At 77.5% G+C, this 12,665-nt stretch carries 11 protein-coding genes; 2 read left to right on the top strand and 9 right to left on the bottom strand.

Annotated elements, in window-relative coordinates; genetic code table 11:
- Nucleotides 1–19: 19 nt before the first annotated feature.
- Nucleotides 20–553, top strand: a complete 534-nt coding sequence (locus tag H6H00_RS24505) for a response regulator (RefSeq protein WP_185718035.1) — start codon at nt 20–22, stop codon at nt 551–553.
- Between the two features lie 3 nt (nt 554–556).
- Here the strand turns inward: H6H00_RS24505 and H6H00_RS24500 are convergent, their stop codons facing one another.
- The 5 genes from H6H00_RS24500 to H6H00_RS24480 form a co-directional block, all read right to left on the bottom strand.
- The gene (locus tag H6H00_RS24500) at nt 557–1,192 is read right to left on the bottom strand and encodes an MSMEG_1061 family FMN-dependent PPOX-type flavoprotein (protein ID WP_185718034.1); all 636 of its coding nucleotides are present in this window, start codon (nt 1,190–1,192) and stop codon (nt 557–559) included.
- Nucleotides 1,189–1,575, bottom strand: a complete 387-nt coding sequence (locus tag H6H00_RS24495) for a VOC family protein (RefSeq protein ID WP_185718033.1) — start codon at nt 1,573–1,575, stop codon at nt 1,189–1,191. The genes H6H00_RS24500 and H6H00_RS24495 overlap by 4 nt, the downstream gene beginning before the upstream one ends.
- Before the next feature lie 10 nt (nt 1,576–1,585).
- Entirely contained in the window at nt 1,586–2,371 is a 786-nt protein-coding gene (locus tag H6H00_RS24490; RefSeq protein WP_255425355.1) for an SAM-dependent methyltransferase, read from the bottom strand.
- 84 nt (nt 2,372–2,455) lie between these two features.
- Entirely contained in the window at nt 2,456–2,629 is a 174-nt protein-coding gene (locus tag H6H00_RS24485) for a CsbD family protein (protein ID WP_185718031.1), read from the bottom strand.
- A gap of 58 nt (nt 2,630–2,687) precedes the next feature.
- Nucleotides 2,688–3,785 carry an AbrB family transcriptional regulator gene (locus H6H00_RS24480; RefSeq protein ID WP_185718030.1) on the bottom strand — a complete coding sequence of 366 codons (1,098 nt, stop codon included), beginning with the start codon at nt 3,783–3,785 and terminating at the stop codon, nt 2,688–2,690.
- Nucleotides 3,786–3,832: 47 nt separating this feature from the next.
- Between H6H00_RS24480 and H6H00_RS24475 the strand changes: the two genes are divergently transcribed.
- Complete coding sequence (locus tag H6H00_RS24475; RefSeq protein ID WP_185718029.1) at nt 3,833–4,666, top strand: class II aldolase/adducin family protein; 834 nt, start codon at nt 3,833–3,835, stop codon at nt 4,664–4,666.
- Between the two features lie 16 nt (nt 4,667–4,682).
- On the opposite strand, the gene H6H00_RS24470 is transcribed toward H6H00_RS24475, so the two are convergent.
- The 4 genes from H6H00_RS24470 to arfA are packed head-to-tail and all read right to left on the bottom strand — an operon-like array spanning nt 4,683 to nt 12,494.
- Complete coding sequence (locus H6H00_RS24470) at nt 4,683–8,963, bottom strand: PAS domain-containing protein (protein WP_185718028.1); 4,281 nt, start codon at nt 8,961–8,963, stop codon at nt 4,683–4,685.
- Between the two features lie 37 nt (nt 8,964–9,000).
- Nucleotides 9,001–11,133 carry a sunset domain-containing protein gene (locus H6H00_RS24465; protein ID WP_185718027.1) on the bottom strand — a complete coding sequence of 711 codons (2,133 nt, stop codon included), beginning with the start codon at nt 11,131–11,133 and terminating at the stop codon, nt 9,001–9,003.
- Nucleotides 11,134–11,169: 36 nt separating this feature from the next.
- Nucleotides 11,170–11,331, bottom strand: a complete 162-nt coding sequence (locus H6H00_RS24460; RefSeq protein ID WP_185718026.1) for a hypothetical protein — start codon at nt 11,329–11,331, stop codon at nt 11,170–11,172.
- A 35-nt stretch (nt 11,332–11,366) separates the two neighbouring features.
- On the bottom strand, nt 11,367–12,494 hold the full coding sequence (gene arfA / locus H6H00_RS24455; protein ID WP_185718025.1) for a channel-forming protein ArfA/OmpATb: 1,128 nt from the start codon (nt 12,492–12,494) through the stop codon (nt 11,367–11,369).
- Nucleotides 12,495–12,665: the final 171 nt, after the last annotated feature.

Below are 12,665 nucleotides of genomic sequence, written 5' to 3'. Positions count from 1 at the left end.
TCGTCCCGGCGGAGGGGTCATGAGCATCGCGCGCGTGCTGGCCGTCGACGACCGGCGGGAGAACCTGCTGGCCCTGCAGGCGATCCTGGAGGGGCTGCCGATCGAGATCGAGTCCGTCACCAGCGGGGAGGACGCCCTCAAGCGCCTGCTCACCGGCGACTACGCGGTGATCCTGCTCGACGCCCACATGCCCGGCATGGACGGCTTCGAGACGGCCGGGCACGTCAAGCAGCGCGAACGCACCCGGCACATCCCGATCCTGTTCCTCACCGCCGTCGACTACGACCCGCACCTGGCCTTCCGCGGCTACCAGGCCGGGGCGGTCGACTACATCACCAAGCCGTTCGACCCGTGGGTGCTGCGGTCGAAGGTGTCGGTGTTCGTGGACCTGTGGTCGATGCACACCGAGCTGGCCCTGCGCGCGGCCGAGGTGGGCCGGCTGCGCCGGGCCGTCGACGACGCCGTGGAGCTGCTCGACGGCACCGGCCGCGGCCGCACCCCGGACCCGGCCGCGGCGCGGGCCCGCCTCGACGCGGTGCGCGACACCCCGTAGGGCTCAGAGGTTCTGCCGGTAGAGCCCGTCGGTGTAGGACGGGCTCTCGTAGTAGCTCCGCACCTCCTCGAGCGAGTCGGACCTGCGCTCGAGCGCCTGCACGATCTCCGCGCGCGAGGGCAGCTCCTCGGGGTGCCAGTGGTCGGGCTGCCACAGGTGGGAGCGCAGGAACGACTTCGCGCAGTGGTAGAAGATCTCCTGCACCGTGACCTCGGCGGCCAGGATCGGGCGGTGCCCCTTCACGACCATGTCGTCGAAGTACGGGGCGTCGCGGACCACGCGCACCCGCCCGTTGACGCGCAGCGTGTCGGTGCGCCCCGGCACCACGAACAGCAGCCCGACGTGCGGGTTGGTGACCATGTTGCGGTAGCCGTCGATGCGGCGGTTGCCCGGCCGCTCCGGGATCGCGATCGTGCGGTCGTCGAGCACGCGGACGAACCCGGCGGGGTCGCCCTTGGGGGAGACGTCGCAGGTGCCGTCGGCGGCGCTCGTGGAGACCAGGCAGAACGGTGAGCTCCCGATCCACTCCACGTCGATCGGGTCGAGCCGGTCGCGGGCCTTGCCGGCGATCCAGGGCAGCGGGACGCCGATCAGCTCGTCGAGCTCCTCCAGGGTCGTGACCTCCGCGCCGGCGCTCACGACTGCACCAGGCAGAACGGGTGCCCGGCCGGGTCGAGGTAGACGCGGAAGCTCTCGCCGGGCTGCACCTCGTGCTTGCGGGCCCCGATCGCGAGCAGGCGCTCCTCGGCGGCGTCGAGGTCGGGCACGTCGAAGTCGAGGTGGGCCTGCTGCGGGTGCTCCGCACCGGGCCACTGCGGGGGCCGGTGGTCGGACACCTTCTGGAAGGCGATGGTGGCGCCGCCGCCCGGGGCGCGCAGCTGCACCCAGCCGTCGTCGTCGCCGATCAGCTCGGGGGGCTCCCCGTCGACCTCCCACCCGGTGATCGCGCCGTAGAACCGGGCCAGCCCGGCCGGGTCCGGGCAGTCGAGCGCGACGAGGGCGAAGGTGGCGATCGCGGTCATGGGGCCGACGCTAGCCCGTCACCCCGGCCGGACGCCCGCGGAAGGGACGCGTCCCGTGGCGGGGACGCAGGACGTAGGCGGTGTAGCCGTAGTCGCCCCCGTGCTCGCGCCGCACCCCGATCTCGGCGCCCACCTCGTCGAGCGCAGCGCCCTGACCGGGGTGCTCCGCGCGCAGCGCCGCGATCCGGGCGGCGAGGGGGTCGTAGTAGGCCGCCCAGTCGGAGTCCGGCAGCAGGTAGGTGGCGGCGACCGTCCAGCCCGCGTCCTGGGCGGCGGCCACGTTGTCCGCCGTCGTGCGCATGGCGGGGTAGCCGGCGTCCCAGAACGCGCGTGCGGCCGGGGCGGGGTCCGGCGTGGTCCACTCGGCCTCGGTGAGTACGAGCACCCCGTCCGGGGCGAGGAGGCGGCGCCAGCCGGCGAGCGCGGCGTCGAACCCCATGACGTAGGCCGATCCCTCGGCCCACACCAGGTCGGCGGCACCGTCGGGGAGCGGGACGTCCTGCATCGGGGCCTCCAGCGCACGCACCCGGTCGCCGAGGCCCTCGGCGGCTGCGCGGTCCCGCAGCCGGTCCAGGAACGGCCCGTGCGTGTCGAGTGCGGTGACCGTGCCGCCGGTCTCCCGCGCGAGGAGCAGGGACGCGGTGCCGGGCCCGCATCCGACGTCGACGACGTGGGGCCGCTCCGGCAGGGGCCCGGCCAGCCCCAGCAGCAGGCGGAGGGTGGCGGGGGACCCGGGGGCCTCGCGCGGGAGGTCGGCGTGGGCGGCCCAGAAGAGGTCGGCGGGGGAGAGCGGCACGTCCGGGATCATGCCCGGGCGGGGCCGTCGTCCGCACGCGAGACGGCCCCGGTCGGCTCGACCGGGGCCGCCCTGCGTACGCGGTCAGCTCTTGAAGGCGTCCTTGATCTTCTCGACGCCCTGCTTGAGGTTGCTCTTGGCCTGGTCGTTGCGACCCTGGCGCTCCAGGTTCTCGTCGCCGATGGCGCCGCCGACGCCCTCCTTGACCTTGCCCTTGAGCTCCTCGGCCTTGTTGCTCGCCTTGTCGTCGGCCGCCATGGGGGCCTCCTGTCGTCTCGGGGATGTCTCGCGACCGGATACCCCCGCCCGGTGTGGCTCACACCCCGGTGTCGCCGCGGTCACCGCCGGGCGGGCCGCGGCGCCCCACCAGGCGGGCCAGCAGCGGGGCCACGAGCAGCATGAGGATGACCCGGAGCACCTGCACCGCCACCACGAACGTCACGTCGCCGCCCGCCGAGATGGCGGTCGCCAGCACGGCGTAGACGCCGCCGGGGGTGGTCGCGAGGTAGCCCTCCAGCGGCGTGACGCCCGTCAGCTCCGACAGCAGCAGGCCCAGCCCGGCGCACGCGGCGATCACGGCGAGGATCAGGGCCGTGGCCAGGGGCAGCGCCCCGACGACGGTGCGCAGCGCGGTCCGGGTGAACCGCACGCCCGCCTGCCAGCCGATGACCGCGTAGGCGATCTCGACGATCAGCACGGGCGGGGCCGCCCCGAACGACAGCCCGCCCAGGCTCAGCGCGATCGCCACCGCCATCGGCCCGAGCAGCCCGGCCGCCGGCACCCGCGCCACCCGGGCGATCAGCAGGCCCACCCCGACGCACACGACGAGGAACCCGAGGTCGACGACCCACGGCGCGCCCGGCCCGGCCCCGGGGTCCGCCCCGCCGGTGACGGTCGCCCCGAACACGAGCGCGGCCACCACCGGCATCGTCGCGGTCACGATCCCGACCCGCAGGTACTGCACGACGCCGACCACCCGGTCGTCCCCGCCGAGCTCGCGGGCCACCGCGACCAGCCCGGACGCGCCGCCCGCGGTGAGCGCGAGCATCCCGGTGAGCGGGCTGACGCCGCGCCGCACGCCCATCAGCAGCCCCGCGCCCATGCTGACGACCAGCGTGCCGACGGACACGAGCAGCACCGGCAGCCAGCTCTGCGCGACCGCGCCGAGGGTGCCCGGGCGGGCCAGCAGGCCGATGACCACCCCGATGACGGCCTGCGCCACCGTGGCCGCGCCGCGCGGGACCCGCTCGGGCGCCCGGCCGGCCAGCGCCAGGACGGTGGCGACGAGCAGGCCGCCGAACAGCGCGGGGGACGGGACGCCGAACGCCGCGATCCCCAGGGAGACGGCCGCGGTGAGCCCGGCGAGCAGCCCCCAGCGCGTCCATCCGTCCCGGCTGGTCCCGTCACGTCTCATCACGGCCGAGTCTCGATCATGCGGGGTCCGGCGTGCACACTGGGCGGGTGAGCACCGACACGAACACCGCCGCCCCGGCCGCCGCGGCCACCACCGGAGCGGGCGGGCGCAGCCTGTACATGGCCCGGCCGCCGGAGTTCGCCACCGTGGAGGAGGAGCGGGCCCACCGCAAGGCCAAGCTGGCCGCGGCGTTCCGCATGTTCAGCCGGGCGGGGCTCGACGAGGGCGTCGCCGGGCACATCACGGTGCGCGACCCGGCGGAGCCGGACACGTTCTGGGTCAACCCGTTCGGCATGCACTTCTCGATGATCCGCAGCAGCGACCTGGTGCGCGTCGACGAGGACGGGCAGGTCGTCGAGGGCGACCGGGCGGTGAACGGGGCCGCGGTCGCCATCCACTGCGCGGTCCACGCGGCCCGGCCCGACGTCCTCGCCGCCGCCCACGCGCACGGCCCGGCCGGGAAGACGCTGTCCAGCCTGGAGGTGGACGTCGAGCCCCTCACCCAGGACGCCTGCGCCTTCTACGAGGACGTGGGCGTGTTCGACGACTTCACCGGCGTCGTGCTCGACCGCGAGGAGGGCCGCCGCATCGGGGTCGCCCTGGGCTCGCACAAGGCGGTCATCCTGCGCAACCACGGGATGCTCACCGTCGGCACCAGCGTCGACAGCGCGGCCTGGTGGTTCCTCACCCTGGAGCGCACCGCGCGCTGCCAGCTCGACGCCTACGCCGCCGCGGCGGGCCTGGGCCGCCCGCCCCGGCGGATCGGTCGCGAGGAGGCCGAGCTGACGCGCGGCCAGGTCGGCTACGAGTTCGCCGGCTGGTTCCAGTTCCAGCCGATCTGGGAGCGGATCAGCACCGAGCAGCCGGAGCTGTTCGACTGACGGCCGGGGCCGGGCCTCAGGCGGGCCCGGCCAGGCGGGGGATCCCCGACAGCGCCAGTGCCCGCCCGACCGCGCCGGAGGGCGCCACGTCCAGGCGCAGGGTCCGCCGTGCCCGCGTCGCGGTGTCGGCCACCTCGGCGAGCAGCGCGATCCCGGCGCTGGACAGGTAGGTGGTGGAGCGCAGGTCGAGCACGAGCGCAGGACCGTCCGCGCCGGCCGCGGCCAGCAGCGCGGGCCCGACCGACGCCGCGCCGGGCGGGTCGAGGTCGCCGGCCACGGCGATCCGCTCGGCCGCCGCGGTCCGCCGGATGCGCAGGCGGGTCGGCCCGGCCCCGGCCGGGACGGTCTGCGGGGCCGCGAACGGCGGCGGGGCCGGGGTGTCGGGGGGCAGGGCGGGCACGGTGAACCGGATCTCCGTGCCGTCGGGCCCGTGGTCGAGATGCACGTCGTCGCCGATCTCGCGGATCAGGTCCAGGCCCCGGCCCCGGTGGCCGGGATCGCTCGGCGGCGGTCGCCAGACGCCGGTGTCGCGCACGGCCACGGCGATCCGGGTGGCGCCGTCGCGGGCCAGGCGCACCTGCATCCGGCCCGGTCCGGTGGCGCCGCGGTAGGCGTGCTCGGCGGAGTTGGCGGCCGCCTCGCCGAGCGCGAGCTGCAGGTCGTAGGACTCGTCGGGGTCGAGCCCGATCTCGGCGGTCCAGCGGGCGACCGCGCGGCGCAGGCCGCGCAGCTCACCGCCGTCGGCCGGGAGGTCGAGCAGCAGCGGGGCGGGGGTCAGGCGGGCGACGATGAGCGCGACGTCGTCGGTCGGGCCGTCGTCGAGCCCGGCGTCGAGGAGTGCCTCGGCGAGCGCGGCGGGCGGCAGCGTGTGGGCCTTCTCCCCGGCCGCGCACAGCCGCTCCAGGCCGTCGTCGACGACCTCGCCGCGCCGCTCCACCAGGCCGTCGGTGTAGAGCACGATGCTGTCGCCGGGCGACAGCCGGGCGGTGCCCGCGGCGTAGGGCGGGCGGCCGCGCACGGCGAGCACGGTGCCGGTGGCGTCCTCCAGCAGCCGCGGCCCGCCGGGGCCGAGCACCATCGGCGGCGGGTGCCCGGCGCGCGCCCAGGTCAGCCGACCGTCGACCGGGTCGAGCACCAGGCAGGTCACGGTGCTGCCCGCGGCGCCGGGCACGCGGTGCGCGAAGCGGTCGAGGTGGCCCAGGGCCCGGACCGGGTCGTGTCCCTCCAGCAGGTAGGCCGACAGTGCGCTGCGCAGCTGCCCCATCACCGCGGCGGCGCGGGTGCCCTGCCCGACGACGTCCCCGACGGCGATCGCGACCCGCCCGTCGTCCAGGGGCAGGACGTCGTACCAGTCCCCGCCCGCGCGGGTGCCCTGCGCACCGGGGAGGTAGCGGGCGGCGAGCGAGAGCCGGTCCAGCTCGGGGAGCGTCGGCGGGAGCAGGCTGCTCTGCAGGGTCTCGGCGATGACGCGGCGCTCGTCGGCCGCCACCGCCCGTTCCAGGGCCGGGGCCGCCTGCGCGGCCATGGCCAGCGCGAACGCCCGCTCGTCGGCCGGGAAGGTGCGGGGGGTGGCGAAGCTCAGGTACACCGCGCCGACCGCGACGCCGCCGGAGAGCAGCGGCAGCGTGGCGCACGCGTGCCGGCCCGCGGCGGCCGCGGGCCCCAGCAGGTCGGGGAAGCGGCGCGCCCAGTCGTCGCGGTCGGGGACCCAGGACGCCTGGCCGGTGCGGACCGCCAGCGCGAGGGGAGCGGTGGCGTCGGCCCGGATCGTCGCGTACTGCTCGACGAGCTCGTCGGCGTAGCCCGTCGCGACGACGCTGCGCAGGACGCCCTGCTCGGCGTCGACCCGGTACATGCTCGCGGCGTCCGCCCCGAGGATGTCGCGCAGCCGCTCCACCAGCCGCCTGCCGGCCTCGTCGACGGTGTCGGCGGTGGCGAGGTCGGCGGTGACCCGCTGGAGCTGGCGCTCGCGGGTGCGCCTGCGGTCGGCCTCCAGCATCAGCGACGTGCGGCGCCCGAGCTCGGCGGCCAGCTCGAGCACGGCGTGGTCGTGGTGGCGCACCGGGCCGAGCGCGAGGAAGGACAGCACGCCCGCGAAGCGGCCCTCGATGCGCAGCGGCACCGTCAGCGCGTGGTGCCCCTCCGGGGCGTCGGCGGGCGGCAGGACGACCGGGACGCCGTCGGCGAGCCGGTCCAGCACCCCCGGCCCGGGCGCGGCCGGGGGGAGCCGCAGCAGGGCGCGCTCGCCGGCCGGGTCGTCGGGGTGGGCCACGGCGGCGCGGCGCAGCAGCCCGTCGGGCCCGGCCAGCGACACGACCGCGGCCTCGCCGAAGTCGTGCGCGACGAGCCGGACCAGCGCGTCGAGCTTCTGCTCGACGGTGCCGGTCTCGGCCATCAGGCGCCCGGTCTCGGCGAGGATCTCCGAGGACCGCTCGGCCCGGCGCTGCTCGGTGACGTCGACGGTGAGGCCCTGGGCGCGCACCGGTGACCCGCCGCCGCCGACCACGTGCACCACCTGGTGCAGCCACAGCGTGCGGCCGTCGGCGGTGCGCGCGCGGTAGGTCAGGTCGTGGTCGTGCCCGCCCGCGGTGCGGTCCGCGGTGTAGGCGAGGGTGTCGGCGCGGTCGTCGGGGTGGATCACCCCGGGCCAGAACCCCGGGTCGTCGAGCCAGCGGCGGGTGGGGTGGCCGAGCAGCTCCTCGGCCCGTTCGGAGACGAACGTGAAGCGCAGCGCGGTGGCGCGCGGGTCCCAGTCGGCCTCCCACACGATCGCGGTGAGGCCCCCGATCATCGCCCGTAGCCGCGCCGCGGCGGCGTCGGACACGCGGCGGGCGGCCTGCTGGCCCGCCGCCTCGCGCCGGTCGCGCTCGGCGGCCCGCTGCTCGGTGACGTCGGTGGTCGTGCCCAGGAACCCGGTGACGGTGCCGGCCGCGTCGTGCAGGGGGCGGGCGGTGGAGGTCACGGTGCGGACCTCGCCCGCCGGGGTGAGGACGCGGAACTCGTCGCGCCACGGCGCTCCGCGGGCGACCGCGGCCGTCCAGCTGTCGACGAGGGCCGCGCGGTCGTCGGGGTGGATGTGGTCGACGCCGGCGAGCCCGGCGGCGTCGTGGCCGGTGATCTCGACCATGTGCTCGTTGGCGAACGTCGTGGCGCCGGTGCGGTCGGCGACCCAGATGCCGACGGGGGCCTGCGCGACCAGGATCCGGTAGCGCTCGCGCTCCTGCTGCAGGGCCGGCTCGCCCCCGCGGCGCTCGCGCAGGTCCTGCGCCACCGCGGAGTAGAAGGCGGTGCGGCCGCTCCGGTCGGGGTGCGCGGCCGCGCCGAGCCACACCGGGATCACGATGCCGGCGGTGTCGACCAGGCGCATCGAGCCCGACCACGTCCCGGTGCGGTCGACCTCGGCGATCACCCCGCCGAAGCGCTTGTGGTCGGCGGGGGCCACCGCCCCCCGCATCGTCAGGCCGTCGAGCGGGTGGTCGCCGGGGAAGCCGAGCATCTCCCGGCCCGCCGGGTTGAGGTAGAGGATCGTGCCGTCGGCCCCGGCGATGCCGATCAGGTCGGCGGCCCGGTCGGCGAGCCCGCGGAACCGCCCGAGCTCCTCCTGCGTGAGCAGCTGGTCGGTGACGTCGCGCTGCGACGTGTGCACCTCGACGGCCCCCGTGCGGTCGTTGCGCACCCGGCGCGCGTGCATCGCGAACCAGCGGTGCGTGCCGTCCGCGCAGCGCAGCCGCACCGTGAGCTCGGCGACGGGCTCGTCGTCGGTGAGCCCGGCGAGGCCCGCGTCGAGGCGGCCGGCGTCGTCGGGGTGCACGACGTCGCGGGGGTGCAGCCCGATCACGTCCGCGACGCGGTACCCGGCGACCCGCTCCACCGACGGGGAGACCCACAGCCAGGTCCCGTCGGCGGTGTGCCGGCCGATCACGTCGTCGGCGTGCTCGGCGAGCAGCCGGAACGCCGCGCCCGTCGCGGCCGGGTCGGCGCCGTCGGTGTCGGGCACGACGATCCCGGCCCAGGAGCCGTCGACGGCGACCGCGTGCTCGCGCACCGCCTGCGCGGTGCCGCCGGTGTGCAGCAGGCGGTAGGTCGTGGTCCACCCGGCGCCGGCGGCGCGCGCGGCGGCGGTGCGGGCGAGGAGGCCGGGCAGGTCGTCGGGGTGCACCCGACGCCGCCAGCCTGACCCCAGGTCGCTCGCCGGGTCGGCCCCCGTGGCGCTGCGCCAGGCGGGGGACAGGGCGGTCCGCGCACCGGCCTGGTCGCTCACCCAGGTGATCACGTCCCCGCCCGGATCGTCCGACACGGGAGGAGTCTATGAGGCGCCCCGACCGGGCCGGCAGCTACCGCGTCCGGCGCTTCCAGTCGGCGAACCCGGCGGCCTCGGCGTCGGCGGTGCTGGTGAACCAGACCTCCGCCTTCGTGCGGCCGTAGTAGGGCGACTCGGGGGTGTGGTAGAGCATCGAGTCGGCGTTGCCCTTGATGGTGTGCTCCGGCGAAGGGGCGGCCCCGCCCGCGAGCGGCAGCGCCGACCCGGGGAACCGGCCGGGGCTGACGGCCGGGGCCGCCGTCTCCGGTGCTCCCGTCTCCGGTGCTGCCGTCCCGGCGGTGTCCGGGGTGCCGAGCAGGCCCTGCGGGGTGGCCGGGACGGCCGGGGAGCGCGGGATGCGGCCGCGGGTGTTCCAGGCGACGAACCCGGCCTCCTCGGCGTCGCGCCCGGTGCGGAACCACACCGCGGCCCGGGTCCGCTCGAAGTAGGGCGAGGAGCGGCCGTGGTAGCGCATGGTGTCGACGTTGCCCTTGATCCCGAACGCGGGGTCGGGGGAGGCGCCGTCGGCGGTGGCGCGGACCGAGCCGGGACCGAACGGGGCGTCGTCGGCGTCCCCGGCTCCGCCGCCCGCGGCCGCGGCACCCAGGGCGCCCGCCCCGACGTCGCCCGCCCCGACGGCCGCCGCCCCGACGGACGCCGCGGCCGCACCCGTGGCGGTGCCGGCGTGGCCGTCGGCGGGAGCCGGGGTGTCGGCGGGGGAGTCGGACACGCTGGACACGATGTCGGAGCCGGAGACCCCGGTGGGGGCGCCCGCGGCCGGGTCGGCGGCGTCGGACGCGGCCGGTGCGTCGCCCGTGGCCGCGGCGTCGGTGCTCGCCGCGCCGGCAGCGGTGTCGTTGGTGGTCGCTGCGTTGGTGGTCGCTGCGTCGGTGGCCGCTGCGTCGGCGGGGCCGTCGTCGCGGGAGACGGCGGCCGCGGTCACCGCACCCGCGCCCAGGCCGGCCGCGCCGAGGGCGGCGGCGGTCCCGGGGCCGGTGTCCGTGCCCGAGGTCGGGACGTCCTCGCCCGCGGCGCCCGCCTCAGCGGTGCCCGGGTCTGCGCTCGCCGGGTCGGCGCCCACCGGGTCGGCGCCCACCGGGTCCGGGACAGCTCGCCCGTCGACCGCGGGCACGGCCGGGTCCGGCGTCGTGACGGCCGGGGTGACGGGCTCGGCCGCGCCGGCCGAGCCGCCCGCTGCGGCGACGGTTCCGGTGTCGTCGGTGGTGCTCGGGTCGGTGGCGGGGTCAGCGACGGGAGCGGCCGGGTCGGACGCGGCGGCCCCCGTCGGCGACGCGGCGTGGCCGGTCGCTGCGGTCGGGTCGGCGGCGGCCTCGTCGGAGGGATCGCCCGATGTCGCGACGGCGGTGGCCCCGACCGCGGTCGCTCCCACGGCGGTGGCACCGAGGGCGGCTGCCCCGAGTCCGGCGGAGTCGTCGGTGTCCGCGGAGCCGACGGCCGCCGCATCGGTCGCGCCCGCGTCGGCACCGACGGCGGGGGTCGCGGCTTCGGAGGTCGCGGCGTCCGGGGTCTCGGACGCAGGGGCGTCGGAGGCGGGGGCGTGGGCGGCGGCGGCGGAGCCGCCGCCCGCGTCGGTGCGGGTCGGGTCGGCGGCCGGAGCGTTGGCGGCCGGAGCGTCGGCGGCCGGTCGCTCGATCACGGTCGTGGAGTCGGGTTCGGCGGGCGGGGTGACCGGGAGGACGGTCGTGTCCCGGGTGCCGGAGATGTCGATCTCGCGGGTCTCGTCGTCGGGGGAGACGCGGGGGATCTCGCGGGTGGTCTCGCTGTCGTCCGCGGCGGTGAGCCCGGCCGCCCCCAGCCCGGCCGCCCCCAGGCCGGCCGCCCCCAGCCCGGCGGCGGTGGCCCCGGCGGCGAGGTCGGGGCGCGAGCGCGAGGTGTCCAGGATGCTCAGCGCGGGGTCGACGGCCGGAATCTGCTCGGTGACCGCGTCGTCCACCGCGGGCCGGCGCTCGTCCTTGCGCAGCGCGACGGGCTCCGCCGCCGCGGGGGCGGGCCGGTCCCGCCCGTCCGGGCCCGCGGCCGGCCGCCCGCGCTCCAGCGCCCGCAGCCGCCGCCCGGCCGGGACCACCAGGAGCAGCCAGGCCAGCAGCACGCCGACCAGGAACGCCAGCAGGTACCAGAGCCAGGTCTGCCCGTAGAGCCAAGACACGGTGTTCCTCCAGAGAGCGGTGCGGGAGCGGATGGGTCAGGCGGCGGAGCGGGACGGCGGCGCCGCCTGACCGCGGGAGGACTCGAGCTCGGCGACCCGGCGGCGCAGCGGGCGGGCCCAGAACAGCCAGCCGGCCAGCACCCCGAGCGCCAGCGCGACGATCAACCAGACCCAGACCTGGGCGAACAACCAGAGCACGACGACTCCTCCTCGAGCGGATGCGGACGGGGGACTCAGACGACGGTGATCTCGACGCGGCGCCCGGCCGCCTGGGCCGCCGGGGTGTCGCCCTCGCCGAGACCGCGTGCGGTGATGTTGTCGGCGGGCACCCCACCGGCCACCAGCGCGTCGCGGACGGCGGCCGCGCGCTGGTCGGACAGCTCCTGCGCGGTGAGCACGCCGTCGCCGGGCCCGGTGGCGACGTAGCCGTCGACCTGTACCCGCGCCCCGGGCACCAGCGCGACGAGCGTGACGATGCCGTCGACGGTGGCGGCGCCGCTCGCGGTGAGCGCCGGGCTGTTCGGCTCGAACGTGATCGGGGCACCGGCGACGAGGGCGTCGATCGCGGTCTGCAGCTCCCGCTTGCCCGCGTCGTCGAGCTCGCCGGACGCCGCCGCACCCCCGCCCGCGACGGCGAGCTGGTTGTCGACGGTCGTGCCCGGCAGCAGCGCGCCCAGGGCGGCCCCCGCGGCCTGGGCCGACGCCGAGTCCGGGGCGGTGCCGGTCAGGGTCAGGGTGTCGCCGTCGATCGAGGTCGCGATGTCGGCGGGCACGGCGCCGAGCAGGGCGGCGATCGCCCCGACGCTCGTCGTGGTGACCCCGGGCTGGGGCAGGGCACCCGGGGTGACGGTCAGCTCGTCGACGACGGTGGCGCCACCCGCCTGCTCGGTGGCCGCGGCGACGAGGGCGTCGCGCTCCGCCTCGGAGCCGACGACGCCGGTCAGGACGACGTCGGCCCCCCGGCGCGCGATCCCGAACGGCGCGCTCGCGGCCGCGTCCGGACCCGCCCCGTCCCCGGTCCCGGTCCCGTCGCCCGGGCCCGTCTCCGCACCCGCGCCGCCGGCGGGCAGCTGCGCGATCCGGACCCCGTCCACGCCCTGCACGATCTCGACGGCCCGCGCGGCGTCCGGGCCGTCGAGCCCGGTGACGACGGCGTCGCGGCCGGTGAACGCCACCCCGGCGCCGGTGAGTCCGGCGGCGGCGAGCGACTCCGTCGCGGTGCGCGTCAGCTCGCCCTCGATCTGCGGGCGCGGCCACAGCAGCGTGAGGCCGGCCAGCACGGTCGGCACCACCAGTGCGGCGGCGGCCAGCGGCAGCCAGGCCGGGCCGGAGCGGTCACGGGATCGATCGGCAGAGCTCACGGGCCCTCGCATTCCGATAGCGGCGGAGACTCACGGGGGAGGACGACCGGGGGCGCCCCCCGACACCGGGGCGAACGGTCGCCCATCCAGGTCACGGAACGGTGACGGAGAGGACACGGGTCGTCACCCCCGCGGGGACGAGCGGTCAGCGGTCGTGCTGCGGGGACCGGC

It is taken from the genome of Pseudonocardia petroleophila, from assembly GCF_014235185.1.
Taxonomy (GTDB): domain Bacteria; phylum Actinomycetota; class Actinomycetes; order Mycobacteriales; family Pseudonocardiaceae; genus Pseudonocardia; species Pseudonocardia petroleophila.
The sequence above is the reverse complement of the archived record's forward strand: the minus strand, read 5'-3'. Positions and strand labels throughout refer to the sequence as shown.

Bases quoted from the DNA above. Each gene is read 5' to 3' on its own strand.
- H6H00_RS24505 (WP_185718035.1), top strand. From the start codon at position 20: ATGAGCATCGCGCGCGTGCTGGCCGTCGACGACCGGCGGGAGAACCTG.
- H6H00_RS24495 (WP_185718033.1), bottom strand. From the start codon at position 1,575: ATGACCGCGATCGCCACCTTCGCCCTCGTCGCGCTCGACTGCCCGGAC.
- H6H00_RS24485 (WP_185718031.1), bottom strand. From the start codon at position 2,629: ATGGCGGCCGACGACAAGGCGAGCAACAAGGCCGAGGAGCTCAAGGGC.
- H6H00_RS24480 (WP_185718030.1), bottom strand. From the start codon at position 3,785: ATGAGACGTGACGGGACCAGCCGGGACGGATGGACGCGCTGGGGGCTG.